Below are 26,130 nucleotides of genomic sequence, written 5' to 3'. Positions count from 1 at the left end.
ATTGTCCATACTCATTCACCTTGGGCGGTGGCCTTTGCGGCAGCTAAGATGGACATACCAGCTTTGAATACAACGCATGCCGATACCTTTTATACCGATATACCAGCAGCGGCTGCCTTAACTGAAGCCGAAATTGCAGCCGACTATGAGGGCAATACGGGCAAGACCATTGTGCAGACCTTTGCAAAGCGGCACTTAGATTATGAAGCAACGCCCGGGAGTCTAGTAAGCCAACATGGGCCATTTTGTTGGGGGAAAACGGCCGCCCAGGCAGTCTATAACGCTAAGGTTTTAGAGGTAGTGGCAGAAGAAGACTACCACACCCTTATGTTAACTAGAGCAGATAGTCATGTGCCCCAGTATTTATTAGATAAGCATTACTATCGAAAGCATGGTCAAGGAGCATATTACGGGCAAAATAATGCCCAGTCGCAGACCCATGTGAAAAGAAAATAACCTATAATAATAAAGAAAGGCTAGGTGAACCTAACCTTTCTTTTTGGTTTAAAATTTAGTTTCTTTAATATCATCTTCAGGCCGATGTTGTTGCACACGGATAATCTGCCATGGGAAATTACTGCTTGTTGCGGTTTCTAAATTAATAATTAAGCTACCATTTTGATAACTAAAAGTTAATGGTGTACGATTTTCAATCATTTCAATCCGATTAGGTTCTTGAGTAAGACCGTTAACTTTAATTTTTTGGGGGAATGATTTTTGGACATAAATATAATTTTGATAAGGCATATGCCGATTTTGTAAAATGAAGCTATTACTGTCAACTGTAAGATTGCAAGGTGTGCTTTCATTAAAAGCATGCCCAAAAATATGCATCCAGCTATTAATCTGTTCAAGCATCTCTTTAGTAGCTGCACTAAAGCTACCATCACTATTAACAGCAATGTTGATTATAGATGCTTTACCAACTTTACGGTTTTGGACTAATGTTTCAATAATATTTGTTGTAGCTAAATCTTCACCAGTTGCAATAGTAACTAAGTTAATGGAATATTTGGCACAAGGAATTTGTAATTCATTTTCTAAGCGGTCAGCAGCAATTGCCCGCACACCAATATTACGGGCCGTTTTAACTAAAAAGTCCGTATCTATCTCTTGGGCATTTTTTAGTTTAAAATTTAGGATGATAGCAAAATCAGGATTCATTAATTTTCTCTCCTTAGTATATATAGTATTAAGTTTAACCTAAAAGGAGGTAAATACGAAAGATGAAAATTATTATTTCCCCGGCAATGAAAATGAAAGTTGACCATGAAGCTTTTTTAGCTCAGTCGCAGCCAAGCATGATCAAAAAGGCTCAAGAATTAGTTGATTTTCTTAAGCAGTGCAGTTTTTTGGAGTTGAAAGCAATTTGGCAAGCTAGTGAAAATACAACCAAAGAAGGACAAGAACAGTTAAAAGTTATCGACCTAAAGCAAAACACGGAGTTAACTCCGGCAATTATTTCTTACTCCGGTATTCAATATCAATATATGGCACCAGACTTGTTTACTCAGCCAGCGCTTAAGTATTTACAGAAAAATGTGCGAATTTTATCAGGACTTTATGGCATATTACGCCCCTTTGATGGTGTTTGGCCTTATCGTTTAGAAATGAAAAATAAAGTTCGCGGCTTTAGTGAGCCTAATCTTTATAAATTTTGGGGTAGTACCTTAGCTGATAACCTGTTTAATAATGATGATGTAGTGATTAATTTAGCTTCTAAAGAATACTGGTCAAGTATTAAGCCTTATTTAACTAGTCTAAGACAAATGATTACGATTGAATTTCAAGAAAAGAAACAGGGAAAATGGCAGACTGTTGGGGTTCATGCCAAGATGGCGCGGGGCGAGATGGTTCGCTTTATTGCAGAACATCAACTAACTGATCCCCTCGACTTACAAAATTTTAACGATTTTGGCTTTGAATTTGTTCCAGAAGTTAGTAGTCCAACTACATATGTTTTTAGAACAGAATTTGATTTTAAACGACGTTAATTAAAAAATGGAGGTAATCGTAATCATGGAAATCGTTTTTATACGTCATGGTGAAACAGAATTAAATAAAACAGGTAAGATTCAAGGTGCTTATTTTGACTATGACTTGAATGCCCAAGGTAAAGCGTATGCCCAAAAAGCCGCTGCTATTTTTAATCCAGTTGATTTTGATGTGGTTTTTTCAAGTCCAATGAAAAGAGCATTAACAACTGCCAGAATTTTTACTAAGGGACAAAAGGAAATTAATATCGACCAACGGTTAGTTGAACATAACTTTGGTGAATGGGACGGCCAACTGCTGTCTGAGCTAGGTAAAAAGTACCCTGATGCTGTTGATCCCTGGGGTAAGGCAAGTGCTAGTTATGTTAAATATGCACCTAGTGGTGAAACTTTTGCCGAGCTAAATAAACGGTGCGCAAGTTTTTTAACTGAAATGCAAGAAAAATACGCCAATAAAAAGGTATTGGTTATTTGCCATGGTACATTAATTCGGATGATGTTTGCTCATTACTTTACAGCTGGTGATCTGAATTACTTTCAAACCATTGATAATTGCGCATTAGCTAAAATTTCTTATTGTAATCAAACGCCACGGATAAATTATTATAATCGCTTATTAGCGCCCCAATAATACTGGGCATTTTAATTGACGTAAATTAAATTTAAAAGTATGCTAATTTTTAAAGTGACACCGTGTCACTTTAAAAAGAAAGTGTCAACAAATGGTCAAGTCAACTTTTATCAATTTGCCACCGGCAAAAAAAGATTTAATTCAACAGGCCTTATTAAATGAGTTTGGTACCTATCCCTTGCAAGAAGCACAAGTAGCCCGAATTGTAAAAGATGCTGGCATTGCACGAGGCACTTTTTATAAGTACTTTATTGATTTAAAGGATGCCTATCAGTATCTTTATCTTTGTGCTATGGCGGAGCTACATGTACCGATCCAACGTACTTCAGCTTACAAGCCACGACTCATTTATAATATGGTAGTAGATTTCATTAAGCAAACACAATGTAGTAAATATGTTAATTTAATTAGAATTCATATTCTATATAACGAAAGTATGGTCAATCACCCTTTTCCTAGTGCGCTACTAAGTCAATTAAGTGCACAAAACTGGAGTGCAATGGTCTTAAGTCATGGAGCAATTCGAATGATTTTTGAAAATCCGCAGCAAGAAAAGGTAATATTAGAACGCTTCAGGTCTGGACTTGAATTATTAGAAAAAGGAGCAAATTAGTGTTTTTAGCAATTAAGGAAATTAAGCGAGAAAAATTACGATATGGCTTAATTATTTTGATGATTTTTTTAATCAGCTATTTAATTTTTATATTATCTTCTTTAGCAGTTGGATTAGCTAGTCAAAATACTCAAGCTTTAGAATCATGGGATATTAGGCAGGTGGTTTTGAATAAAAATGCCAATGTCAATATGAGTCAGTCTGTTTTAAATGAAACGGATTTAAAACATGCTAATTTAACTAAAGATGAAGCTTTACTAGGGCAAACCCCCGTAGTTGCCAAAAGTAAAAATAGACCACAAGTTTCAGCACAGTTTATTGGGATTAAAAAAGCGCAGTTTATTTATCAAGACCAAGAAATTATTGCTGGTCGAAAAGCTAATAATAGTAGTGAAGTTGTTGTTGATCAAGCGTTTAAAGTTAAAGGCTATCAGTTAGGCGATTACTTACAGCTAAATAATTCAAAGAAAAAATATCAAATTGTTGGTTTTGCTAAAGATGCGAAGATTAACATTGCCCCTATAATTTTTGGTACTTTGGCAACGTGGAAAACTTTGCGTCAAGGGATGCCTAATATGCAAGCGTCAGCAATTATGTCAAGGCGCGCTGATTACCGCAATAATCATGGCAACAATCAGACATATACAATTAAATACTTCATTAATAAATTACCGGGCTATACGGCCCAGAATATGACTTTTCAACTGATGATTAGCTTTTTATTTGGTATTTCTCTTATTATTATTGCCGTTTTTTTATATATTTTAACCATGCAAAAAATGCATAATTTCGCGGTAATGCGGGCCCAAGGTATTCCAAGTGCTACTTTAATTAAAGCAACCATTAGTCAAGCATTAATGCTAGTTATCATCGGCGTTATACTAGGGCTTTTGGCAATGACTTTAACAGCTAAACTGCTCCCCGCAGCTGTACCCATGAGCTTTACGCCTGAAATTGTGTTAAGTGGTACTATTGGAATGATGATAACAGGCTTGATTGGTAGTTTGATTCCGATTAGATCAATTTTAAAAGTGGATCCAGTAAAAGCAATAGGTGAATAAGATGGCAGTGATTGAATTAAATAATGTACAAAAGGTTTACGGCAAAGGGGCAGCTAAAGTTGTAGCTCTTAAAGATATAAATTTTAAAGCGGATGAAGGCGATGTGGTCCTTATCATGGGGCCTTCTGGTGCAGGTAAAAGTACTTTTTTAACAATTGCTGGTTCGCTACAAAAGCCTACTTCTGGTCAAGTTATAGTAGGAGGGGAAGATATTTCTCATCTTTCAACTAAGCAAAGCAACAATTTAAGATTAACGCGTATAGGCTTTGTATTACAGGCATATAACTTAGTTCCTTTCTTAAAGGTAAAAGAGCAATTTCAACTAGTTGATCGGGTTAAAAAAGATAATAATATTAGTCTTGTAGTGCTAAAAAAGTTATTAAGGCGATTAAAAATTAGTGATTTAGTTAATAAGTATCCAAATGAATTATCTGGGGGACAACAGCAACGAGTAGCTATTGCTCGCGCACTATACGCGAATCCGGAAATTATATTAGCTGATGAGCCAACTGCCTCACTAGACAGTGAAAATGTTGATGAAGTTGGCCAATTGTTTAAAGAGTTAGCCAAAGATTATCATAAAGCAGTCATTTTGGTAACCCATGATCCGCGATTAAAGAAATATGCAGATTATATATATGAAATGATGGATGGAAAAATAGTAAATAATAGGCAATAAAAAGTATTCAAACAAAAAAGCCCTAGTTTTTTATGATTAAAAACTAGGGCTTTTTTGTTTGATAACATATATAGATTACTTATAAAATGAGAGGCTAATTTTGTTAGTTAAGATATCAATTTTAGAAAGCGCTTATCTTTCTGATAAATGGCGCTATTTCAATTTAGAAAACGTGTTTTGTCCTTGACAAAGTAGTTTAAAGTTTACTATTCTAAGTATTAGATAATTAATTGTTATTTTTTAAAATCATATGGATAGTAGGCTGTAAAAAGCAAGTTTTTACGGTGAGCAATCTATTAGTGATTAAGAAGGCATAGAATTAAAGTTTATGCCAAAATAACAAAAAATTATAAATGTGTGTTTGTGTTAAATGTGTTACTTTGTACTTTTATCTATTGAACTGTAGCTTGTATAGTTTGGCGGGATGAAAAGTTTATTTGAGTTTGTTTTGATGAGGTATAACAATGAATGAAATTCCAGAAGATAAATCAGTTGAGCTCTCAACTGATTATGAAAATCAAAGTATTAATATGAGATTTTCGGAAAACTTAACTGATGATCGTGAACGCGGTTATATTTTATCTGCTGCTTTCTTTTCCTTTTGCGCATCTCAAGGATTAAGCAAGTCTGAAATAATCGATATGGTTTCATCTTATTATGATGAGTTTTTAAAAAATAATGCCTAAACTCCCGTTACATTGCTGAAATAGTTTAATTATACTGTTTCAGTATTTGTTTTATAATTTTCTTTTATAAGTGAAACAGGACAAAAATAAAAGAACAGTCACTTAGGTTAATTAAGGGAAAACCAAAATGGCGAGAAAAAAAGAAATAGGAAGAAACAAAATATTAAATGTTGCTTATAAGATGGTTGTCAAAGATGGCATAGAATGTCTTACTGCCCGTAATATTGCAAAAGCGGGTCATTTTTCAACGCAACCAATATATCTAGAGTTTAGTAGTATGGAAGAACTACGCAAAGAGGTTCTGCGAAAAATAGCTGATAATTTAAAGAATAATATTTTACAAAAGGAATATACCAATAAGCCTTTAGTTGATATGGATTTATCCTATATTGATTTTGCCCAAGATCATGAAAAGTTGTTTCGGGCAATGTTTGTTGATGGGAAATTTGGTAGTAAAATTATTTCTGATACATTAATTAATTTAGGAATTGAAAAATTTAAGCAACAATATGATGATAATGGTTACAGTAAGACTAAAATTAAAAATATCGTGATTGCTAATTGGATTACTACAATAGGTCTTGCTTCATTGATTGTTAATAAAATTGCTGCTTTCTCGCAGTCTCAGATTGTTAACGTCTTAAAAGCACAGGTCAATGATGCTATTCGGAATGATTGGCTTAGCAGAAATGATAATATTTCATTATTTGATGTTGATGATGCTAAGACTGAGAAAAAAGCAAGATAGTAAAAAGATAAGTTTTAATGTAAATAATTAATTTGGTTTTTGGTACTTCTTTGAAATAAAGTAATTTGAATGCAAGTCTATGTAAAATCAATATCAAAAATGTTACAATTACCTAATAGAAGTTAGTTTTCTGAAAGGTGGTTTTTTATGAAAATCCTTGCATTATCTGGCTCAAATGCCAATAATTCGTTTAATGAGGCATTGCTTAAGTATATTACTAAGCATTTTGCTGATAGATATGATTTTAAACTGGTAACAGTTAAAGGATTACCAATGTTTAAAGAAGGTGAAGAGCTCCCTGTAGCTATTCAAAGTTTAAGTGAAGAGATTAAGGCCGCTGATTTAGTCTTAATCGGTTCCCCAGAGCAACAACACTCGGTAACTAGTGCTATGAGTAGTACACTTGAGTGGTTGTCAAGTTCTACACGTCCTTTTAACGGTAAGCCAATTGTTATTGTATCAACCTCACCAATGCCTCAAGGTGCTGCTCGTTCCCAAAGTCGATTAAAGAGCTTGTTGTCTGCACCAGGTTTCAATGCCCTAGTGTTTAATGGTGATGAGTTTATGATGGGCACTGCACCAAGCCAATTTGATGAAAATGGTAACTTAACTGATGAGTCTACTGTTGAATTCTTAGGTCACTTCTTCGATGAAGTTGACGAATGGTACGCACAAATTACTAAGTAGGAGGACCAAGAATGAAATTATTAGCAATTGTTGGTACAAATGCACCTTTTTCATATAATCGCTTTTTAGCTAAGTTTATTGCTAAGCATTATGGTGATAAAGCTGATATTGAAGTAAAAGAAATTGATAAGCTAACTCCATTTTGTAGAACAGAAATGGCTGATGAATCAATTAAAGCTTGGATTGAGGATATTAAGAGCGCTGATGGTATTGTAATTACTACTCCAGAATATGATCATACTATTCCAGCTGCTCTAAAGAGTAGTCTTGAATGGCTTGGTTCACATGCTGGTCCAAATGTAATGAAAATGAAGCCAGTTGCTGTAGTTGGTGCTTCAGTAGGTGGCCAAGGTAGTAGTCGTGCCCAAGAAGATATCCGTGAAATTCTTCTTTCGCCTGATATGAGTGCTAATGTTTTACCAGGAAACGAAGTTTTAATTGGTCAAGCAGCAAGTAAGTTTGATAAAGAAACTGGTGACTTGACTGATGAAGCGACTATCAAGCAATTAGATGGTATGATGGATAGTTTCTTTAAGTTTGTTGAACAAGCAAATAAATAATTTTTTGCTAGATTGATTAGCAGAGAGTAAAATAATCGGATAGAAGTAACTATCCGATTATTTTTTATTAGTAGAGGTATTAGTATGTCTGATCCAGTTGTTTTACCAGTCAAGTCTGTTCGCAACCCACGTGATTTAGGCGGATACGTTGGAATTGATGGAAGAAAAATCAAGTTTCATCGTTTATTAAGAACAGGTAATTTTAGTAAAATAACTTTAAAGGACGAACAGTTTTTGTTGAACTACGGCTTAAAAGAAATAATTGATCTGCGATCATCGACTGAATGTAAAAAAAATCCTGACCGAAAATTACCAGGTGTCAAACATTATCATTTTCCACTTTCTGATGAAGCTAATCCTGGTGGCAGTAAGTTAGATATGCAAAAAGAATTTGCCAAGTATCGTTGTGATCAATATGCTGGTTTTAAATTAATGTGTCAACGTTATCATAATCACGTGCTGACTAAAAGAGCGCAAGCTAGTTTTCACCAGATTATACAGACTATCAGCAAAACAGACAAAGGAGCTGTCTTATATCATTGCTCGGAAGGTAAAGATAGAACGGGTTTAGTTACGATTCTACTGCTATATATTTTAGGCGTAGATATGGAAACGATTAGATGTGACTACCTGTATTCAAACTATTTACTTAATGAATATAGGGCAGTACGTGATCAAAGCTTTAAAGAAAATGGTGAGAATGAAATGTTTCGGGCCAATATGCGTGTATTAGGGTCAGTGGCGAATACATATTTTGACACTAGTTTAATCGCAATTAATAAAAAATATGGTAGTTTGGATGCATACATTGTTAACCAATTAGGCATTGATCATCAGATGCAGGAATTGCTTAGAGAAAAATATTTGGAGAAATAAGAATAAAATGATTGAAGAATTGGCATTAGAACAAGCAGTGGGACAGCATCATGCTTTAGGTACAACCATTAATTTACAAATTTTTGGTACCAAAAAAACTAATATTATTGATGAATCCTTTGATTTAATTGATTATTATGAAGATCTATTAACAGTTAATCGGGATAAGTCTGAGGTAATGAGTATCAACCATGCTGCGGGAAAAACTGCAGTGCAAGTGTCTAGTGCAACTTACGATTTAGTTAAGTTGGCGGTAAATGAAAGTCGCCAAAATTATGGTTTCAATGCCTTAATTGGGCCACTTGTCAAATTATGGGCAATTGGCTTTAAAAATGCGCATGTACCGACGAAGGAACAGATTACCCAAAAAAAACAGTTGATTAATCCTTTTAATGTTGACTTAAATGATACTGATCAAACTGTATTTTTACAGCAACCTGGTATGGAGATTGATTTAGGCGGGATAGCCAAGGGTTGGATTGCAGATCGCATTCGTGATTATTGGCGTGCTTTTGGTGTACATGCAGGTATTATTAATTTAGGTGGAAATATTTTATTGGTAGGTCAATCACCTAAACGGGCTAATGGACAATGGGTAGTTGGGGTACAAGATCCTAAAGCGGCTCGTGGTAAAAATATTACCTCGGAAATGGTACCAGAATGCTCAGCCGTAACAAGTGGTACATATGAACGTTACCTTGAAGTTGATGGACATAAATATCATCATTTAATTGATCCACGAACTGGTTACCCTGTTGAAACTGATTTAGCGGGAGTGACTACTTTTACCAAAACTTCAGTTCAAGCTGAAATTGAATGTAAGCGACTCTTTTTTGCGCAGCACCCGATTGACAAATGGCACGATGACCCTAGTCGAATAGGAGCAATTTTTGTTTATAATGACGGACATCTTGAACGTGATAATTTTTAAAGTAGTAATTTTTATGTTGAAAAAGCCTAGGATGTTTAAAATCCTAGGCTTTTTTGTAAAATAATAATTATTTAAGTGTAATTGCTTTATGGCAGAATTCATTTTGTAAAGCGGCTTTGGGTACCCAAGCAATCGCACCATGGTCATATGCCATGTTTTTGCCACCACTACCAGCGCCATCATTTCTAGAATAGTAGAGAGGGTCATAAACACGAAAATCTCCATGACGATAGCCTGTGATTACCTTACAGTGATTACGGACATAATCACCAGGCTTTTGGTATGAAGAAAAGCCGTAAAATAAAACAGGTTTTCCAGCTTGAAGATACATTTTAATATCATTAAGAGTTAGATTTTTTTTAGAAATATTAATAACATTCTTACCTTTATCAAAAGTACGAGCATACTTACTTAATGCGCCTGGTTGAATTACATAGCCAAAGCCTACGCCAGTGTATACATTGCCTTTTTGACCACCTTTTATTGGTTGCATTGGTAAATTATCTTGAATTTTTTGCAGTAAACTAGTAGTAATTTCTTGTCCTTGTGAGCCTAAGAGCATTGCCATTGAGGCACCGGCACATCCCCAAGGTGTTTTAACGGGGACATATTGGCTTACATAAGGAACCTTAATTAGTTTGCTTTGGTTAGGTTTAGCTACAGCGTTTTGATTAATATAACCAATTGCTGGCTGATTTTTTTTGCTAATCCAGTAATACTTTTTACCATTATGAGTAGAAACATGAGAAACTACAAAATTTTGGTGGAAGTATTTGGCACTGGATTTTTTATTTTCAAATAATCCCTGATATACGCCATAGTTCTTTTTGATCACGGCCACGTTAAAAGGTTTAACCTTTTTAGAAGCTAGTTCAGTAGTTGGAGCTACTGAATCGGCACTAACTTTAGAGATTAAACTGTCATTAGCAGCTGAAACATATAGCAGTAAAGCTACGCTGATAGTAATAATCTTTTTTAATACTTGCTTTTTATTCATCATAAATCTCTATCCTTTCTATATGTAGTTTACCTTAATTATTTGAGTTATGCATAAAAATTTTATTATTCCGTTTGTTTTAAATCATAAATACTTGAGTCCATTCTAATAGTGCAAAAAATTAAGGTGAATTTTATAAATATAGCCTGAAGTACTACTGCTAAATATGCTAAAAGTTTATAAGGGAAGTTTTGGGGCATTAGTAGTTAAAAGTATATAAAAAGCAAGTAGAAAAACTACTTGCTCTGTCATAAGTTAGCCATATTTATGAGTTTAATATTCTGTGAGTGTAAAGCATATTGCTCCATTATGCTGCAGTGCGACTAATGCTAAAAATCATATTAAACATTCCGTTAGATAGTATTGGAGTATTGTAAATAATAAACCGGATAAATGCTGAATCGAGCGTTTGCTGAATAAACCAAGGATTTTGGAGCGCATTTATCATCGATAAAATAATGTAAACAAAGAAATAACTAGCAAATAAAGAAGCAATTCCGCCTAAGACGCCATCTAAAATAGTACCAAAGCTAGTTGAATGCGGGTTTTTATTTGGAACCCAACTTTTAAAGATTTTACTAATCCATTTACCAACGAATAAAATGATGAAAAAGGCTAAGAAACGAAATAGCATTAAGTTGGTCGCTGGGGTTAAAGTTGTTTGAATATTTTGTCCAGTAACCTGACCATAAATCCAATTGCCTAAAGGATTTTGAAAAAGAATAGCCATGATAAAAACGATGGCCGCAAAAATCAAATTAATAATTAACTTGGTAAACCCAGTTTGATAACCTTTATATGTTTTAAAGGCTAAGTAAGTCAGAACAATTAAAGTAACAATCATTTTTTTCTCCTTTGCAGCTATTATAGCTTATTTTATGTGTTTAGACTTTGACGACAGTCAAAAAATATTCCATAATTATAGGGATGTATGACTTTACAATAAGTCGTTTTTAGCGTTAAATTTATAGGGTGTGAAACAAGGTTTCACGGGTGAAAAATGAATCCTGAACAATTTGTCCATGAATTATCAAAATGTAATTGTAAATTAAATGAAAAGCAAATCAACCAATTTAAGCAATACTTTACTAACTTGGTTGCTGCTAATCAGCACGTCAACCTCACGCGGATAACTGCTGAAAGTGATGTTTATTTGAAGCACTTTTTTGATAGTATTACGCCTTTGTTGGTTTTTAACAATATTTTCAAAAATGAAAGTAAGATATGTGACGTGGGTGCCGGAGCAGGTTTCCCATCAATTCCACTTAAGATAGTGCAACCAGAAATTAAAGTTACAATTGTTGATTCATTAGGTAAAAGATTAACTTTTTTACAAAACTTGATTGAACAATTGAAGCTTGAAGATGTAACTCTCGTTCATAGTCGCGCCGAAGATATTGGTCAAGACAAGCTTTATCGTGAGCAGTTTGATATTGTAACGGCAAGAGCAGTGGCTAATATGGCAGTTTTAAGTGAATATTGTTTACCATTGGTCAAAAAAGGTGGTTACTTGGTGGCATTAAAAGGCCCAAAAGCTGAAAGTGAATTAAGTGCGGCTAAAAAAGCTATTGCTTTATTGGGAGGAAAATTGCTAGAAGTAAAAGATTTACAATTACCTAATAGTAGTGAAGAACGAACCTTAATTCTAGTACAAAAAACGAAGGAGACACCTAAAAAATATCCACGACAGGCGGGTACCCCACACCGCAAACCGATTCACTGATTAGGGAGGATTATTACATGTCATTTTTTTCTTCTTTACGGCATCATGATGAGATTCCTAAAGATAAACAAATTCAAGATATTACATTAAAACAGATTGAGCCTAATTCGTACCAACCGCGGCATGAATTTTCAGATCAATCAATTCATGAATTAGCGGCAACGCTTGCTAAAGACGGCTTACTTCAGCCAATTATTGTGCGTGAAAAGGGTGAAAAGTACGAAATAATTGCTGGCGAGCGGCGTTTTAGAGCGGCGCAACAATTAGATTGGAATACCATACCAGCCATTGTTAATAATATGACTGATAGTCAAGCTGCTTCACTGGCTTTAATTGAAAATTTACAACGTGAAAATTTGAACCCGATTGATGAAGCACAGGCTTACAATAACTTAATGAAGATGAATAATTTAACACAAACTACTTTAGCGCAAAATATTGGTAAGTCGCAATCCTATGTAGCTAACAAATTGCGCTTATTAAAATTAACGCCTAAAGTCCAAAGTTATTTGGTAAGTGGAGAAATAACGCCGCGTCATGGCCGTTGCTTAGTTGGATTGAGTGAAAAAGACCAGAGTCGGGTTTTAGACGAAATTTTAGCTAATAATTTGAATGTTAGTGATACCGAAAAAATTATAAAAGATGTTGATGGCTATTTTGTCAATAAAAAAGTTAAAGCGCAGGAAAAGGATGAAGCTGAAAAAACGCAGCGGGCAGTTAACCGAATCCCTAAAGATTTGAAGGTCCAAATTAATACCATCAAACAAGCGGTAAAATTAGCTAAAGACTCAGGGATTAAAGTTAAAGTTAAAGAAAATAATAATCCTGATGATTATAAAATTACAATCGAATTAAAAAGAAAGTAGGAAGGCATGGAGAATATGGTAAGTGTGATTTCGGTGGCTAACCAAAAAGGTGGAGTTGGCAAAACGACAACGACCATTAATTTGGCAGCTTCGATTGCCCAACGTGGCTATCACGTATTAATTGTTGACATTGATCCTCAAGGCAATGCAACTTCTGGGTTAGGAATTGAAAAGTCAGAAATCGATGAAGATATCTACAGTGTTTTAATTAACGATGTACCACTAAAAGACACGATTTTCCATACTTCAACTGCCAAACTAGATTTGGTTCCAGCTACAATTAATTTGTCAGGAGCCGAAACTGAATTGATTAGTATGATGGCGCGAGAAACGCGCCTGAAGTCCGCTTTAGATACAGTAAGTGGAGACTATGATTTTATTTTTATCGATTGTCCCCCGTCTTTAGGGCAATTATCAATCAATGCTTTTACAGCTTCTGATTCTATTCTGATTCCTGTTCAAAGTGAGTATTATGCAATGGAAGGCTTAAGCCAGCTGCTAAATACAATTCGATTGGTTCAAAAGCATTTTAATAAAGATTTGGGTGTTGAAGGCGTACTTATGACAATGCTAGATGCGCGAACTAACTTGGGAGCAGAAGTAGTTAAAGAAGTTAAGTCATATTTTTCAAATAAAGTTTATCAGACGATTATTCCAAGAATTACTAAGCTAGCTGAAGCTCCCAGCTATGGTGAAGCAATTACTGAATATGCCCCTAATTCACGGGGGGCAAAAGTTTATGATGATTTGGCTAGGGAGGTGCTGAATAACCATGGCAAGAGACTCAAAAAGTAAGGAAACAAAAAGACATGGCGGTTTAGGACGGGGCATCGAGGCTTTATTTGAGGATGAGCCACAGATTGAAGAAGCTGAAGAGGAAATTCAAGATCTTGCCTTAAGTGAGATTAGACCGAATCCATATCAACCTCGCCGTAATTTTGACGAAAAAACTTTGAAGGAACTAGCTGATTCCATCAAAGAAAATGGAGTTTTTCAACCGATTATTGTGCGTAAATCTGTAAATGGCTATGAAATTATTGCAGGTGAAAGACGTTGTCGGGCATCTAAGATTGCTAAAAAGACTACGGTTCCAGCAATTGTTCGTGCTTTTACTGAAAGCCAGATGATGGAAGTTGCTGTTTTAGAAAACTTACAACGTGAGGACTTGACCCCGCTTGAAGAAGCTCAAGCGTACGATATGCTTCAAAAAAATCTCGGCTTGACACAAGAAGAAGTCTCTAAGCGTATGGGTAAGTCACGTCCATATATTGCCAACTATTTACGCTTATTGACCTTGCCTAATAAAACTAAGCATTTGTTACAACATGGTGATTTATCAATGGGGCAGGCTCGGACCTTGCTTGGGTTAAAGAATAAGGACAAAATTGATGAAGTAGCCAAACAGGTTGTTAAAGAAGGTATGCCTGTGCGTAAAGTTGAAGCACTTGTTGCCAAATTGAACTCACAAAAAACGCATAAAAAGGCAGTGCAAAAATCAGCGTTTATTAAGGCTAGCGAACATCGTTTAGCTGATAAGTTAGGGTCGAATGTTAATATTTCTGAAAGTAAAAAGGGCAGCGGACGTTTAGCTATCTCTTTTTCTTCTGTTGATGAATTGAATCGAATTCTTGATATTTTAGGTGTTGATCTTGATGAATAAAAATATTCAATACAATTTAGCTGATACTGTATTGATGAAGAAGCCACATGCTTGTAAGATTAATAACTGGGAAATCTTGCGGTTAGGTGCGGACATTCGTTTGAAATGTATGGGCTGTGGTCATATTGTTTTGATGCCGCGCTCAAAATTTGTCCATAATTTCAAAAAAATTTTGGCTAAGGCTAATGATCCAGTCAATTTGAAAAATGAACAATATGAGCTAAAAAATACAATAGTTCAACCAAATTTAATCCAAGATAATAAGTAATTTTGATAAAAAGAAGAGGATAAATATGTCATTAACTGCTGGAATTGTTGGCTTACCTAATGTCGGGAAGTCTACTTTATTTAATGCAATTACTAAAGCTGGTGCTGAAATGGCTAACTACCCATTTGCTACCATTGAACCAAATGTTGGGATGGTTGAAGTACCGGATAAAAGATTAGCCAGAATCCAAGAATTAGTTCCTGCTAAAAAAATTGTTCATACTACCTTTGAGTTTACTGATATTGCAGGCTTGGTCAAAGGCGCATCTAAGGGTGAAGGACTAGGAAATAAATTTTTAGAAAATATTCGCCAAACTGATGCAATTATCCATGTAGTCCGGTCATTTGAAGATGATAATATTACTTCAGTTACTGGCAAAGTTGATCCTGAAGAAGATATTAATACAATAAATTTAGAATTAGCGATTTCAGATTTAGATGCAGTTAATCGGCGCATTGATAAAGTTAAAAAGTTAGCGCAGCAAAAAGACAAGGAAGCTAAGGCTGAATTACAAGTTTTACAAAAAATTAAGCCCGTTCTAGAAGAAGGTAAAGCGGTACGCTCAATTAGTTTTAATGATGAAGAAGAAAAAATAGTAAAGGGCCTATTTTTGTTAACCGCTAAGCCGGTAATTTATGTTGCTAATATTGCAGAAGAAGCAATGGCTAATCCTGAAGCTGACCAATATTACCAAATTGTAAAAAAGCATGCTGACAGTGAAAATGCTGGTTGCATTGGTGTTTCTGCAGCAACTGAAGAAGAAATTGCTGGTCTAGATGAGGATGAAAAAGCTGAATTTTTAGAAGCCGAGGGTGTGAGTGAGTCAGGATTGGATCGACTAATTAGAGCAGCTTATCATCTTTTGGGATTGCGCACGTTCTTTACAGCAGGTGGACCAGAGACACGAGCATGGACCTTTCATGAAGGCATGAAGGCACCCCAAGTTGCTGGTGTAATTCATTCTGACTTTGAACGAGGCTTTATTAGGGCAGAAGTTGTCTCATTTGCTGATTTAAATAAATATGAGACCATGCAGAAGGTCAAGGAAGGTGGTAGGTTGCGTCTTGAGGGGAAAGATTACGAAGTGCAAGACGGTGACATTATTGAGTTTAGATTTAACGTTTAGGAAAAGATAATGGCTGAAAATAAAAATGCTGAGCAGACAAAAATTGATGCAAATCAGCAAGAAAAATTAAAAGAAAAAGTTGCGGTTCAAAATAAAGATGACCAGATTAAACAGATGAGTTCCCAGGAACTGCGAAAAGAACTTAGTAAAAAGAATGCTGATTATATTTTTCGTTTACAAAAGGAGTTAGAAACCCAAGGTAAAATGAGCCAAGAAGAAGCGCAAAAGCGTATTGACTTACTGTTGCCTGAAATAGTGCTAGCGCAACACCATGGGCGACCGGCTTCTAATTTTTATACGATGTCGCCAAAATTAAAAGCAGCTGATTTAATTAAGCCAAAAGAGAAAACAGCTGCAGATATTCCCTTTTGGCAATATGCAGTTGATGGTGCATTAATTTATGTGGTACTTTTTGTTGGTATCTTTGGGGTACTAGCACTCTTTCAGACTAATTCTAAAGCCAATGCACAAATGGGCATTTTAACTTTAATTAGTGTCGGCGCTGGTATGGGAGCACTGATGACCAAATATAATGAATTAATTTTGCCTGCAACTGGTAAAAGCAATAAAATTCCTTGGTCTAAGTTGATTTTAGGTCTAGTGACAATGATTTTAGGGTTACTAGCTTTGATGTGGCTATTGTCGCTACCTGCACTAAAAGTAATAAATCCAATATTACCTGGTGAAGCTAATATTATTATTGCAATTGCTGTTTATGGTATTCGTTGGTTATTTAGAAAACATTATGAACTGATTGGTTCGGTCTTTTCACCAGTAGCCAGAAACAAATAGAGTGCTTTTTGTCAAGAAAAGAGCTATACTTAAATAACTTTATATATAAAAAGGATAAACAGACACCGATGAGTCTGTTTATCCTTTTTAAAATAAATTGCTCTTAGAAAAAGTATAAATGTCATTTTGACTTAATAGAAAGAGGTATTTAATGATTAATACGCTGCGTAAATCTATTAGGCAATACAAAAAATTGTCTTTGCTGTCGCCGCTATTTGTTACCGGAGAAGTTATTATAGAAATGCTGATTCCATATTTAGTTGGTATTTTAATCGATAATGGAATTATGAAGGGTAATATGCCATATATAACTAAGTGGGGTTTGGTTCTGTTTGCAATTACAATTACTTCTCTTATTTTAGGAGCTAGTGCTAGCTATGTTTCGGCTCATGCTGCGGCTGGGTTTGCTGCTAATTTGCGCAAAGATATGTTTTATCATGTACAAGATTATTCGTTTGAGAATATTGACAAATTTTCTAGTGCGAGTTTAGTAACGAGAATGACAACGGATGTTAATAATGTCCAGATGTCATATCAAATATTGATTAGAATTGCAGTTAGAGCACCAATGATGTTAGTCGTTTCCATAATTATGTCATTAATTATTAGTCCACGGCTATCTTTGATTTTTGTGATAATTGCCCCAATTTTTATTCTTTTATTAGCCTTGGTTATTAAAAGTGTTAATCCTTATTTTCCCAAAATATTTAGGGGATACGATCGGATGAATGAAGTTGTGCGTGAAAATGTCCGAGGCATTAGAGAAGTTAAGACTTTTGTGCAAGAAGAGCAACAAACAAACCAGTTCAAAAAAACGTCAGGTTTTATTTATAAGTTATTTGCTACTGCACAAAAGATTATGTCGCTCAATTCAATGATTGTTATGGCTGTTTTGAATATTTCTAATTTAGCCATTTGTTGGTTTGGGGCAAAAGAAATTGTTGGTGGTAGTTTGCAACCTGGACAACTTATTTCAATGTTTTCCTATTCCAATTCAGTTTTAAATAGTTTAAATATTTTAGCAATGATTTTTACCCAATTAGTTATTTCGGCAGCTAGTGGGCGAAGAATTGCGGATGTAATCAATGAAAAGCCATCAATTGAAAATCCACGTAAACCACTAACGCATTTAACTAATGGAGAAGTAATCTTTGATCACGTCAACTTCAAATATGATCAAGAAGATAAGAATTTAGCTTTAAGTGATATTAATTTAAATATTAAATCAGGTGAAACTCTTGGTATAATCGGTCGAACCGGGGCTTCAAAATCCACGCTAGTGGCAATGATACCGCGACTTTACGATACAATTTCAGGAGCTGTCAGAGTTTCTGGGCACAATGTTAAATCATATGATTTGAAAACATTGCGTGATAATGTAGCGATGGTTTTACAAAATAATGTTCTGTTTTCGGGAACGATTAAAGAAAATTTAAAGTGGGGTAATGAAAATGCAACTGATGAGCAGATTTTAGCTGCTGCAAAAATTGCTCATGCAGATGATTTCATTAGTGAAATGCCCGATCAATACGATACAATGGTTGAACAAGGTGGTAGCAATGTTTCTGGTGGACAAAAGCAAAGAATTACGATTGCTCGTGCCCTACTTAAAAAACCCAAAATTTTGATTTTGGATGATTCAACTTCAGCAGTTGATACTCAAACGGAGCGAGAAATTAGAGAATCTCTAGCTAAAAATATGCCGGATACTACCAAGATTATTATTTCACAAAGAATTGTTTCAATTAAAGATGCAGATCGAATTGTAGTAATGGATGAAGGTAAAATTCAGGATATTGGCACGCATGATGAATTAATGGAACGTAATGATTTATACAGTTCAATTGCAAAATTCCAAGAAGAACAGAAAAAGTAGGTGATGAATTTGGATAAAGCAGTAGAAACTAAGAAGATGACTGGTAAGCGTTCAACCACCTTATTACGGTTGCTTAAATTAGTTGCCAATACCAGTCCTTGGATGCTGATTACGTCAATAATTGCGATTATTTTGTCAGCTGGATCAACGGTTATGGGTTCTTTATTCATTGAACGCTTAATTAATGAATACATAATGCCGTTACTTAAACAATCTCATCCTGATTTTGGTCCTTTATGGCAGGCAATTGTAGTAATGTTTGGCTTTTATGCCATTGGCTTTATTGCTAGCTACTTTTTTACGATGTTAATGGGAGTTTTAGCTCAAAAGGTGCAATATCGCGTTCGTAACGAAATGTTTGAGCATATGGAAATATTACCAATTGCGTATTTTGATGAAAATGATTTTGGCGATATTATGAGTCGTTATACCAATGATATTGATACCTTAATGCAAATGATTTCGCAATCAATTCCACAATTTATGAATTCCTTATTAAATATTGTTTTCGTGTTAGCAGCAATGATTAGCTTGAGTTGGCAGTTAACGATTTTTACTTTGATAATTTTTGCATTATCAATTGGTGTTGTCCGGTTTTTGACGTCACGATCAGCGCATTATTTCCAATTACAACAAAAAGAATTAGGTCAAGTTAATGGTTATAATGAAGAAATGCTTAATGGCTTGAAAGTTATTAAAGTTTTCAGTCATGAACCAGAAGTAGAAGCAGATTTTGAGGTTTATAATAAAGAGCTAGAAAATGCAGCTGGTAAGGCTAATACTTATTCAACGGTTTTATTTCCAATTATGGGTAATATTGGCAACTTGTTATATGTACTAATTGCGGTTATTGGCGGCGCAGTTGCCATTAACCATATTGCACCTTTATCGCTAGGTGTTATTGGGGCCTTTTTACAGCTATCTAAACAATTTGCTATGCCAATTGCACAAATTTCTCAGCAGTTAAATTCAATAGTTATGGCTTTAGCTGGTGCAAAAAGAATTTTTGATTTAGAAGATCAACCAGTTGAACTAGATGATGGCGATGTAACAATAACTAAAGATGAAAAGGTTAAAGGTACCTGGTATTGGAATGTGCCACAAAATGATGGAACAGTTAAGCAGGTAACTGTTAAAGGTCACATTGTTTTTGACCACGTAGACTTCAGCTATGCTCCTGACAAACAAATTTTATATGATATTTCGCTAGATGCAAAACCAGGGATGAAGGTCGCTTTAGTTGGTGAAACTGGTGCAGGTAAAACAACGATTTCTAATATGGTCAATCGCTTTTATGAAATTGATTCAGGAACTATTACTTATGATGGTATTCCAATTAAACGGATTAAAAAAGATGATTTACGTCATTCTTTATCGATTGTCTTACAAGAAACGCATATGTTTACAGGAACGGTAATGGACAATATTCGCTTTGGTAATATGAATGCTAGTGATGATGATGTCTATCAAGCAGCTCATTTGTCTCATGCCGATGAATTTATTCATCACTTAGATGAGGGTTACCAAACTGTTATTGATGGTGAAGGCGGAGATTTGTCGCAAGGGCAGATGCAATTATTAAGTATTGCGCGAGCAATGATTGCAGATGAGCCAGTAATGATTTTAGATGAAGCTACTTCAAGCATTGATACACAAACAGAGCAGTTGATTCAATCGGGGATGGACAATCTTCTTGCTGGTAGAACAAGTTTTGTTATTGCGCACAGATTATCTACAATCGTTAATTCTGATTTGATTTTAGTACTTGATCATGGTCATATTATTGAAGCAGGTAATCATGACCAGCTGTTAAAGCAAAAGGGCTACTACTACGAATTGTATACTGGTAAAAAGGAAATAGAATAAAAATTATTTAATTAAGGGTCAAGCTCTCTAAGAGTTTGATCCTTTTATAGTGGCTTTTATTTTACTATCTTGCTAAAAGTAATTTTTAGCTAGTAAAGCCTGACTTTGATGCTAGAATATGATTTTTAATTACATGAAAAACTTACGAAGAAATTTTCTTTTTGATAAGATAATCAAGTTGCGTTTAGAAGCACAAAATGTAAAAGGAGTTTTTTATGGAAAATAATCAAGCAAGGATTAAAGTTCAGCGCCCTTGGTTGGCAATGATGAGTATGATGATAGGCGCCTTTGTGGGCATGCTATCAGAGACCTCATTAAATATTGCACTACCACAATTAATGAAATCATTTCAGCTAAATTCAGGTACTATTCAGTGGCTGGTTACCGGCTATATGTTAGTAATTGGTGTCATTTTGCCTTTTTCAAGTTTATTAACTAAGTGGTTTTCTACCAGACAAATCGTAATTATTGGTTTGCTGGATTTTATATTTGGCGTCATCATAGCTGCTACAGCACCTAATTTTATAATTTTATTAATAGGTCGAATGATTCAGGGATTAGGGACAGGGCTAATCCTGCCCTTAATGTTTACAGTAGCGATGCTAATTTTCCCGCCATCTAAAATGGGGACTGCGATGGGTGTTTGTGCCCTAGTCATTATGCTAGCGCCAGCGATTGGCCCTACTATTACTGGTATTATTTTGGGTAAGTTAACTTGGAATTGGATTTTTTGGTTTTTTATGCCCTTTTTAGTAGTAGCCTTAATTTGTGCTATTATTGGCTTACCCAATACTGGTAAAATTACGCGACCAAAGATAGATATTCTTTCATTACTTGAATCCGTTGTGGGATTTGCTAGTTTGGTAATGGGAGTCAGCTTTGCTTCAAATATGGGTTGGACGGCACCAACTGTTTTATTGATGTTAGCTATTGCTGTAATTATTTTAATTTTATACGTATATCGGCAATTACATTTAGAACAACCAATTATTAATCTTCGAGTTTTTAAGAAGTTGGCTTTTGCACAGGGAGCAATCTGCGTTATGTTGGATTTTGCGATTATTTTATCAGCAATGTATTTGTTGCCGCAATACCTGCAAAGAGGTCTATTATTGCCTGTTGCTTTGACAGGAATTGTTATGTTACCTGGTGGAATTATCAACGCCTTAGTTTCAGCTTTTGCAGGTCGACTATATGATTCTGTAGGAGCAAAAATACCTGCTGTATTAGGTTTTACTATTGCTACTATTGGGCTAATAATGTTAATTTTTTCAAATCCCACTTCAAGTATTATTTATGTTATTGTAACTCATATTATTATAATGATCGGTTGTCCCTTAGCGATGTCCCCAGCACAAACTCATGCTTTGAATGCTTTAAAAGGGGCAGAATCAGCTGATGGCAGTACTATTTTAAATACTATGCAGCAGATTATTGGTGCCGTTGCCACCGCTCTTGCGACTAGTTTTTTAAGTTGGGGTCAAAATACTTACCAAGGCACTGATAAAGCTGCACAATTTACTAATGGTGTACATTATGGCCTATATTTCACTTTGATTTTGGCAGTTATTGGCTTAGTTGTCGCATTTACTCTAAAATCAACTCGGCATGTTGAAAATAAAAATTAATACCTATAATAAAAATTAAGGGTTAATTATTAAATTTTATAATTACATGGTAACTGTTAAAGTTAATTATACTTTGGTCTTAACTTAATTAAGCGGTAGATTATTTAATAATTTGCCGTTTTTTAATACTTTAAACTACTTAATAGGTTAACTTTTAAGGATTATTGAATAAGTAACTAAATTATTATCAATTTATAGCTTAGGTATAAGTTGCTTTTGCTATAAATTTTGAGTATCATTTAAAGAATTTTATAAAAAGCTAAAGATAAGTATGAATAATTAGATGTTTCTTGTTAAATAAGCTAAAATATTAGCCAAATTCTGCTACACTATAGGTGAGTATGAATTAAATAAGAATAATTATGCATAAAAGAGAAGGGAATGACCCTGATGAAAATTTTAGTAGTTGATGATGATAAAGAAATTGTTGAATTATTAAGTATTTACCTTAAAAATGAAGGCTATACGCCAATTGTTGCTTATAGTGGTAAAGAAGCGATAACTAAACTCACCACTAGTTCTGATATTTCTTTAATGATTTTAGATGTAATGATGCCCAATATGAGTGGAATTGACGTAATTAAGGAAGTTCGTAAAGATTCCGATATTCCTATTATTATTGTTTCAGCTAAGACAGGCGACATGGACAAAATTCAAGGATTGATAACTGGTGCTGATGATTATGTTTCTAAACCATTTAATCCACTTGAAGTAATGGCACGGGTACGTTCGCTTTTGCGGCGTAGTCAAAAGCAAGTTAAAGACGATGAACCAGATGTGTTGGAAATTGGTCCGCTAGTTATTAATCGTGATTCCCATGAGGTAAAGACCATAGCGGGTAAGGATATTCAATTGACTGCGCTAGAATTTGGCATTTTATATTTACTATCTAGTCATCCTAATCGTGTTTTTTCTGCTGATGAAATTTTTGAGCGAGTTTGGCAACAGGAATCGATTGTTTCAGCTAAGACTGTAATGGTTCATGTGTCACATTTACGTGATAAAATTCAAAAAGCAACTGATGGTGAGGATGTGATTCAAACAGTTTGGGGCGTTGGCTATAAGGTTGAGGCTTAAGTAGATGAAAAAAGAACGTGTTAAGCTGACGGCCACAGAAAAAAGTGAGTTGTTTGCTGAAGGCGTAATAACAGTAGTCTTGTTACTATTATTAAATCTGTCAGTTGATATTTTAATTAATTTAACGATTTTACAAAATAAAAGTTTGGCTAATGGTATCTACTTTTTAAAAAAAACCGTCACCTTTGCTGGTGGTCGTCATTTGTGGTCTTGGCAAAATACTTTTTTGGTTATTATGGGTCTGGGTGATTTATTAGTATTATATTGGCGTTTAATCAGACGTTATCACCAAATGCAATTGCGTCATGTCATTTCAGAACTGCATTATATTGCTCAAGGTCATTTTGATCATACGATTTCATTTAAGGTAAAAACAGATTTACAAAAAGTAATTGATTCCATAAATTCATTAGTAGCTAGTACGGTTAACGCAATTAATGAAGAAAAAGCAATCGAAAATTCAAAAGATGAATTGATTAGTAATGTATCTCATGATATTAGAACGCCTCTAACATCTATTATTGGCTATTTAGGGCTTTTAAAGTCAGGTGTAGCTAATCCAGCCGACCAACAAAAATACTTAAATATTGCTTATATGAAAGCAGAACAAATGAAATCATTAGCACATGATTTACTTGAGTATACAACGTTGAAATCAACTAATATTAAACTGCAACTTGCGCCCTTACATATTTATTCAATGTTGGAACAAGTTGCAGCTGGCTTTGAATTTGAAGCGCACGAAAAGGGGATAACTTTTAATATTGAAACTAGACCTAAAGATTTGACAATTCAGGCAGACCCAGAAAAATTGGTACGGGTCTATAACAATTTAATTGCTAATGCCTTAAAATATGGTACAGATGCAACTCAAATCAATTTGATTGCTAATTTAGTTAACAATAATGAAGTTGAGTTACGTGTTGAAAATAATGGTGCAGCAATTCCTGCAGATTCCTTGAAAAAAATTTTTGAACGATTTTATCGGGTAGAGCCTTCACGTAATACACAGACTGGTGGCACTGGGTTAGGCTTATCTATTACTAAGAGTATTGTTGACTTACATCATGGTAAAATTGTTTGCGAATCTAATGATAAATGGACGCGATTTATCATTTATTTACCATTAAATCCAAAGAATACAAAAAACTGATAGTTAGCTGTGTTATAATTTTGACTAAGACAAAAATGAAGGGGCATAACATGAGTATTTCTTTAAATACCTGTATTTTAATTTTAAAAGAACATCATTTACTTAAATCAAGTGCAGTTCAAGATACGGTTAGAACCAAGATGGAATATGTTTCCTATGATTCACGTGACATTAAAACGGACACTTTATTTTTCTGTAAGGGGGCAGGTTTTCGTCCCACATATTTATCAATGGCTAAAACTAATGGGGCTAATTGTTATGTAGCTGAACAACCTTACCCAGAAGGCAAGGGCATGCACGCGTTAATTGTACGTGATGTTTCCAAGGCAATGGCATTATTATCTGCTGCTTTTTTCCGATTTCCGCAAGATGACTTGTATGTGGTTGCAGTAACTGGTACAAAGGGCAAAACTACTACTGCCTACTTTTTAAAAGGGATGCTAGATCAAATTAATGATGGCAAAACGGCTTTAATTTCTTCTGTTAACAACGTTGTGGGTCAAAAAAAAGTTGATACGTTTAAATCAAGCTTAACAACTCCAGAGTCTTTAGATTTATTCCGTGATATGCGCACAGCAGTAGATAATGGGATGACTCATCTAGTTATGGAAGTTTCTAGTCAGGCTTATAAGAAGAATAGGGTTTTTGGTTTAACCTATGATTTAGGCTTTTTCTTAAATATTTCACCAGATCATATTGGTCCCAACGAACATCCTAATTTTGAAGATTATTTACACTGTAAGTTACAATTATTGGTTAACGCGCGTAAATGTATTATTAATGCCCAGACCAACAACTTTAATGAAGTATATGCAGCAGCCACCACTACTACTGCACCAGATAGTATTTACTTATTTGCTGATGAAGAATATACTAATCCAGAATTAAAACATCCGATTGATTTTCGTTACTCTTCGGAAGAAATTGATATGGCTCGGACTAAATTTAAAGTACTTTGTGTTAGTGATAAGGCTAAAGAATTACCAATTGCTGGTGAATATCAGTTAAAGATGTTAGGTGATTTTAATGAGTCGAATGGGACAGCAGCTGTAATTGGTGCGGGATTAGCTGGAATGGCACATGATGACGCTGCTAAAGGAATTAGTACTGTAACAGTTCCGGGAAGAATGCAAACGGAAATTACTGCAAGTCATGGTGTGGTTGTGGTTGATTATGCGCATAATGAGGCATCAATGATGGCCTTAATGGGCTTTATGCGCCGAGAATTTAATAATCCTAAGATTATTGTGGTAGTTGGAGCTCCTGGAGATAAAGGAGTATCAAGACGACCAGGTTTTAGTAATAGCTTAAATGCGTTTGCTGATAAAGTATTTTTGACAACTGACGATCCTGGATTTGAGGATCCTAAAGAAATTGCTGAAGAAATTGATGCAGGAATTGATCATACCAAAGTAGATGTAACAATCGAATTAGACCGACTTAAAGCAATCAATGATGCTATTAGTATGGCAAACAAAGGTGATGTCGTGCTAATTTGTGGTAAAGGAGAAGATGGTTTTCAAAAAATTCGAGGTGTGAATACGCCTTATCCATCGGACATTACGGTTGCTCAGCAAGTGATTAATGAATTAGAAGACCAGAATGGTCACTTTTATAGTTAGAGAATAGTAA

Annotated in this window: 28 protein-coding genes; 25 read left to right on the top strand and 3 right to left on the bottom strand. The window is 34.8% G+C overall.

Translation table 11 applies throughout. From position 1 onward, the window contains the following. Positions 1–456: class II aldolase/adducin family protein (locus BM203_RS06730; protein ID WP_208856622.1), on the top strand; the 456-nt coding region annotated here is incomplete at its 5' end. A 48-nt stretch (positions 457–504) separates the two neighbouring features. On the opposite strand, the gene BM203_RS06725 is transcribed toward BM203_RS06730, so the two are convergent. Next, positions 505–1,164 (bottom strand): hypothetical protein, encoded by a 660-nt coding sequence (locus BM203_RS06725; protein ID WP_090093753.1) that lies wholly within the window; start codon positions 1,162–1,164, stop codon positions 505–507. A 62-nt stretch (positions 1,165–1,226) separates the two neighbouring features. On the opposite strand from BM203_RS06725, the gene yaaA reads away from it, so the two are divergent. From yaaA to BM203_RS06670, 11 genes are all read left to right on the top strand, one after another. Beyond that, complete coding sequence (gene yaaA / locus BM203_RS06720; RefSeq protein ID WP_090093751.1) at positions 1,227–1,994, top strand: peroxide stress protein YaaA; 768 nt, start codon at positions 1,227–1,229, stop codon at positions 1,992–1,994. Between the two features lie 25 nt (positions 1,995–2,019). Beyond that, on the top strand, positions 2,020–2,625 hold the full coding sequence (locus BM203_RS06715; protein WP_090093749.1) for a histidine phosphatase family protein: 606 nt from the start codon (positions 2,020–2,022) through the stop codon (positions 2,623–2,625). A 91-nt stretch (positions 2,626–2,716) separates the two neighbouring features. Continuing rightward, positions 2,717–3,238, top strand: a complete 522-nt coding sequence (locus BM203_RS06710; protein ID WP_090093747.1) for a TetR/AcrR family transcriptional regulator — start codon at positions 2,717–2,719, stop codon at positions 3,236–3,238. Next, positions 3,238–4,299, top strand: a complete 1,062-nt coding sequence (locus BM203_RS06705) for an ABC transporter permease (protein WP_090093745.1) — start codon at positions 3,238–3,240, stop codon at positions 4,297–4,299. The genes BM203_RS06710 and BM203_RS06705 overlap by 1 nt, the downstream gene beginning before the upstream one ends. Before the next feature lies 1 nt (position 4,300). Next, positions 4,301–4,978: an ABC transporter ATP-binding protein gene (locus BM203_RS06700; protein WP_090093743.1), complete on the top strand. Its 678-nt coding sequence runs from the start codon at positions 4,301–4,303 to the stop codon at positions 4,976–4,978. A gap of 464 nt (positions 4,979–5,442) precedes the next feature. Beyond that, positions 5,443–5,664 carry a hypothetical protein gene (locus BM203_RS06695; RefSeq protein WP_090093741.1) on the top strand — a complete coding sequence of 74 codons (222 nt, stop codon included), beginning with the start codon at positions 5,443–5,445 and terminating at the stop codon, positions 5,662–5,664. A gap of 127 nt (positions 5,665–5,791) precedes the next feature. Then, the gene (locus tag BM203_RS06690) at positions 5,792–6,412 is read left to right on the top strand and encodes a TetR/AcrR family transcriptional regulator (protein WP_090093739.1); all 621 of its coding nucleotides are present in this window, start codon (positions 5,792–5,794) and stop codon (positions 6,410–6,412) included. 147 nt (positions 6,413–6,559) lie between these two features. Then, positions 6,560–7,099: an NADPH-dependent FMN reductase gene (locus BM203_RS06685; RefSeq protein ID WP_090093737.1), complete on the top strand. Its 540-nt coding sequence runs from the start codon at positions 6,560–6,562 to the stop codon at positions 7,097–7,099. An 11-nt stretch (positions 7,100–7,110) separates the two neighbouring features. Further along, complete coding sequence (locus BM203_RS06680) at positions 7,111–7,659, top strand: NADPH-dependent FMN reductase (protein WP_090093736.1); 549 nt, start codon at positions 7,111–7,113, stop codon at positions 7,657–7,659. Positions 7,660–7,743: 84 nt separating this feature from the next. Next, positions 7,744–8,535: a tyrosine-protein phosphatase gene (locus BM203_RS06675; RefSeq protein ID WP_090093735.1), complete on the top strand. Its 792-nt coding sequence runs from the start codon at positions 7,744–7,746 to the stop codon at positions 8,533–8,535. 7 nt (positions 8,536–8,542) lie between these two features. Beyond that, positions 8,543–9,466 carry an FAD:protein FMN transferase gene (locus BM203_RS06670; protein ID WP_090093734.1) on the top strand — a complete coding sequence of 308 codons (924 nt, stop codon included), beginning with the start codon at positions 8,543–8,545 and terminating at the stop codon, positions 9,464–9,466. A 67-nt stretch (positions 9,467–9,533) separates the two neighbouring features. Here BM203_RS06670 and BM203_RS08695 read toward each other — a convergent pair whose 3' ends face one another. Together BM203_RS08695 and BM203_RS06660 are read right to left on the bottom strand one after the other, a co-directional pair. Then, the gene (locus BM203_RS08695) at positions 9,534–10,466 is read right to left on the bottom strand and encodes a C39 family peptidase (RefSeq protein WP_090093733.1); all 933 of its coding nucleotides are present in this window, start codon (positions 10,464–10,466) and stop codon (positions 9,534–9,536) included. Positions 10,467–10,770: 304 nt separating this feature from the next. Then, positions 10,771–11,307, bottom strand: a complete 537-nt coding sequence (locus BM203_RS06660; protein ID WP_090093732.1) for a CvpA family protein — start codon at positions 11,305–11,307, stop codon at positions 10,771–10,773. Between the two features lie 156 nt (positions 11,308–11,463). On the opposite strand from BM203_RS06660, the gene rsmG reads away from it, so the two are divergent. The 13 genes from rsmG to BM203_RS06595 all read left to right on the top strand — a co-directional run bounded on the left by rsmG (position 11,464) and on the right by BM203_RS06595 (position 26,120). Beyond that, positions 11,464–12,186 (top strand): 16S rRNA (guanine(527)-N(7))-methyltransferase RsmG, encoded by a 723-nt coding sequence (gene rsmG / locus BM203_RS06655; RefSeq protein ID WP_090093731.1) that lies wholly within the window; start codon positions 11,464–11,466, stop codon positions 12,184–12,186. A gap of 17 nt (positions 12,187–12,203) precedes the next feature. Then, entirely contained in the window at positions 12,204–13,052 is an 849-nt protein-coding gene (gene noc / locus BM203_RS06650; protein ID WP_090093730.1) for a nucleoid occlusion protein, read from the top strand. Between the two features lie 15 nt (positions 13,053–13,067). Then, positions 13,068–13,847 (top strand): ParA family protein, encoded by a 780-nt coding sequence (locus BM203_RS06645; RefSeq protein WP_090093729.1) that lies wholly within the window; start codon positions 13,068–13,070, stop codon positions 13,845–13,847. Next, on the top strand, positions 13,825–14,712 hold the full coding sequence (locus tag BM203_RS06640; RefSeq protein ID WP_090093728.1) for a ParB/RepB/Spo0J family partition protein: 888 nt from the start codon (positions 13,825–13,827) through the stop codon (positions 14,710–14,712). Before BM203_RS06645 ends, BM203_RS06640 begins: the two co-directional genes overlap by 23 nt. After that, positions 14,705–14,980 (top strand): DUF951 domain-containing protein, encoded by a 276-nt coding sequence (locus BM203_RS06635; RefSeq protein WP_090093727.1) that lies wholly within the window; start codon positions 14,705–14,707, stop codon positions 14,978–14,980. Before BM203_RS06640 ends, BM203_RS06635 begins: the two co-directional genes overlap by 8 nt. Positions 14,981–15,005: 25 nt before the next feature. Next, positions 15,006–16,106, top strand: coding sequence for a redox-regulated ATPase YchF (gene ychF, locus BM203_RS06630; RefSeq protein ID WP_090093725.1), 1,101 nt, complete (start codon positions 15,006–15,008; stop codon positions 16,104–16,106). 9 nt (positions 16,107–16,115) lie between these two features. Then, on the top strand, positions 16,116–16,898 hold the full coding sequence (locus BM203_RS06625) for a DUF1129 family protein (RefSeq protein WP_090093722.1): 783 nt from the start codon (positions 16,116–16,118) through the stop codon (positions 16,896–16,898). A gap of 151 nt (positions 16,899–17,049) precedes the next feature. Next, complete coding sequence (locus BM203_RS06620; protein ID WP_090093720.1) at positions 17,050–18,774, top strand: ABC transporter ATP-binding protein; 1,725 nt, start codon at positions 17,050–17,052, stop codon at positions 18,772–18,774. 3 nt (positions 18,775–18,777) lie between these two features. Beyond that, entirely contained in the window at positions 18,778–20,640 is a 1,863-nt protein-coding gene (locus BM203_RS06615) for an ABC transporter ATP-binding protein (RefSeq protein ID WP_090093758.1), read from the top strand. A gap of 215 nt (positions 20,641–20,855) precedes the next feature. Then, positions 20,856–22,268, top strand: a complete 1,413-nt coding sequence (locus BM203_RS06610; RefSeq protein WP_090093718.1) for a DHA2 family efflux MFS transporter permease subunit — start codon at positions 20,856–20,858, stop codon at positions 22,266–22,268. Positions 22,269–22,658: 390 nt separating this feature from the next. Continuing rightward, entirely contained in the window at positions 22,659–23,345 is a 687-nt protein-coding gene (gene croR, locus BM203_RS06605; RefSeq protein ID WP_090093716.1) for a response regulator transcription factor CroR, read from the top strand. A 4-nt stretch (positions 23,346–23,349) separates the two neighbouring features. Next, the gene (locus tag BM203_RS06600; protein ID WP_090093715.1) at positions 23,350–24,498 is read left to right on the top strand and encodes a sensor histidine kinase; all 1,149 of its coding nucleotides are present in this window, start codon (positions 23,350–23,352) and stop codon (positions 24,496–24,498) included. 50 nt (positions 24,499–24,548) lie between these two features. Further along, entirely contained in the window at positions 24,549–26,120 is a 1,572-nt protein-coding gene (locus BM203_RS06595) for a UDP-N-acetylmuramoyl-L-alanyl-D-glutamate--2,6-diaminopimelate ligase (RefSeq protein WP_090093713.1), read from the top strand. The last annotated feature ends 10 nt before the right edge of the window (positions 26,121–26,130 follow it).

Source organism: Lactobacillus bombicola, assembly GCF_900112665.1.
Classification (GTDB): Bacteria; Bacillota; Bacilli; order Lactobacillales; family Lactobacillaceae; genus Lactobacillus; species Lactobacillus bombicola.
Note: the sequence above shows the minus strand (reverse complement) of the source record. Positions and strands in the feature narration are given on the sequence as shown.

What these genes read in the sequence shown, in the direction of transcription:
- ychF (WP_090093725.1), top strand. Translation starts at nt 15,006, where the DNA reads ATGTCATTAACTGCTGGAATTGTTGGCTTACCTAATGTCGGGAAGTCT.
- yaaA (WP_090093751.1), top strand. Translation starts at nt 1,227, where the DNA reads ATGAAAATTATTATTTCCCCGGCAATGAAAATGAAAGTTGACCATGAA.
- BM203_RS06645 (WP_090093729.1), top strand. Translation starts at nt 13,068, where the DNA reads ATGGTAAGTGTGATTTCGGTGGCTAACCAAAAAGGTGGAGTTGGCAAA.
- BM203_RS06685 (WP_090093737.1), top strand. Translation starts at nt 6,560, where the DNA reads ATGAAAATCCTTGCATTATCTGGCTCAAATGCCAATAATTCGTTTAAT.
- BM203_RS06600 (WP_090093715.1), top strand. Translation starts at nt 23,350, where the DNA reads ATGAAAAAAGAACGTGTTAAGCTGACGGCCACAGAAAAAAGTGAGTTG.
- BM203_RS06700 (WP_090093743.1), top strand. Translation starts at nt 4,301, where the DNA reads ATGGCAGTGATTGAATTAAATAATGTACAAAAGGTTTACGGCAAAGGG.
- BM203_RS08695 (WP_090093733.1), bottom strand. Translation starts at nt 10,466, where the DNA reads ATGATGAATAAAAAGCAAGTATTAAAAAAGATTATTACTATCAGCGTA.
- noc (WP_090093730.1), top strand. Translation starts at nt 12,204, where the DNA reads ATGTCATTTTTTTCTTCTTTACGGCATCATGATGAGATTCCTAAAGAT.
- BM203_RS06725 (WP_090093753.1), bottom strand. Translation starts at nt 1,164, where the DNA reads ATGAATCCTGATTTTGCTATCATCCTAAATTTTAAACTAAAAAATGCC.
- BM203_RS06615 (WP_090093758.1), top strand. Translation starts at nt 18,778, where the DNA reads ATGAATTTGGATAAAGCAGTAGAAACTAAGAAGATGACTGGTAAGCGT.
- BM203_RS06660 (WP_090093732.1), bottom strand. Translation starts at nt 11,307, where the DNA reads ATGATTGTTACTTTAATTGTTCTGACTTACTTAGCCTTTAAAACATAT.
- BM203_RS06675 (WP_090093735.1), top strand. Translation starts at nt 7,744, where the DNA reads ATGTCTGATCCAGTTGTTTTACCAGTCAAGTCTGTTCGCAACCCACGT.
- BM203_RS06595 (WP_090093713.1), top strand. Translation starts at nt 24,549, where the DNA reads ATGAGTATTTCTTTAAATACCTGTATTTTAATTTTAAAAGAACATCAT.
- rsmG (WP_090093731.1), top strand. Translation starts at nt 11,464, where the DNA reads ATGAATCCTGAACAATTTGTCCATGAATTATCAAAATGTAATTGTAAA.
- BM203_RS06620 (WP_090093720.1), top strand. Translation starts at nt 17,050, where the DNA reads ATGATTAATACGCTGCGTAAATCTATTAGGCAATACAAAAAATTGTCT.
- BM203_RS06610 (WP_090093718.1), top strand. Translation starts at nt 20,856, where the DNA reads ATGGAAAATAATCAAGCAAGGATTAAAGTTCAGCGCCCTTGGTTGGCA.
- BM203_RS06715 (WP_090093749.1), top strand. Translation starts at nt 2,020, where the DNA reads ATGGAAATCGTTTTTATACGTCATGGTGAAACAGAATTAAATAAAACA.
- BM203_RS06670 (WP_090093734.1), top strand. Translation starts at nt 8,543, where the DNA reads ATGATTGAAGAATTGGCATTAGAACAAGCAGTGGGACAGCATCATGCT.
- BM203_RS06635 (WP_090093727.1), top strand. Translation starts at nt 14,705, where the DNA reads ATGAATAAAAATATTCAATACAATTTAGCTGATACTGTATTGATGAAG.
- BM203_RS06690 (WP_090093739.1), top strand. Translation starts at nt 5,792, where the DNA reads ATGGCGAGAAAAAAAGAAATAGGAAGAAACAAAATATTAAATGTTGCT.
- BM203_RS06625 (WP_090093722.1), top strand. Translation starts at nt 16,116, where the DNA reads ATGGCTGAAAATAAAAATGCTGAGCAGACAAAAATTGATGCAAATCAG.
- croR (WP_090093716.1), top strand. Translation starts at nt 22,659, where the DNA reads ATGAAAATTTTAGTAGTTGATGATGATAAAGAAATTGTTGAATTATTA.
- BM203_RS06710 (WP_090093747.1), top strand. Translation starts at nt 2,717, where the DNA reads ATGGTCAAGTCAACTTTTATCAATTTGCCACCGGCAAAAAAAGATTTA.
- BM203_RS06640 (WP_090093728.1), top strand. Translation starts at nt 13,825, where the DNA reads ATGGCAAGAGACTCAAAAAGTAAGGAAACAAAAAGACATGGCGGTTTA.
- BM203_RS06680 (WP_090093736.1), top strand. Translation starts at nt 7,111, where the DNA reads ATGAAATTATTAGCAATTGTTGGTACAAATGCACCTTTTTCATATAAT.
- BM203_RS06695 (WP_090093741.1), top strand. Translation starts at nt 5,443, where the DNA reads ATGAATGAAATTCCAGAAGATAAATCAGTTGAGCTCTCAACTGATTAT.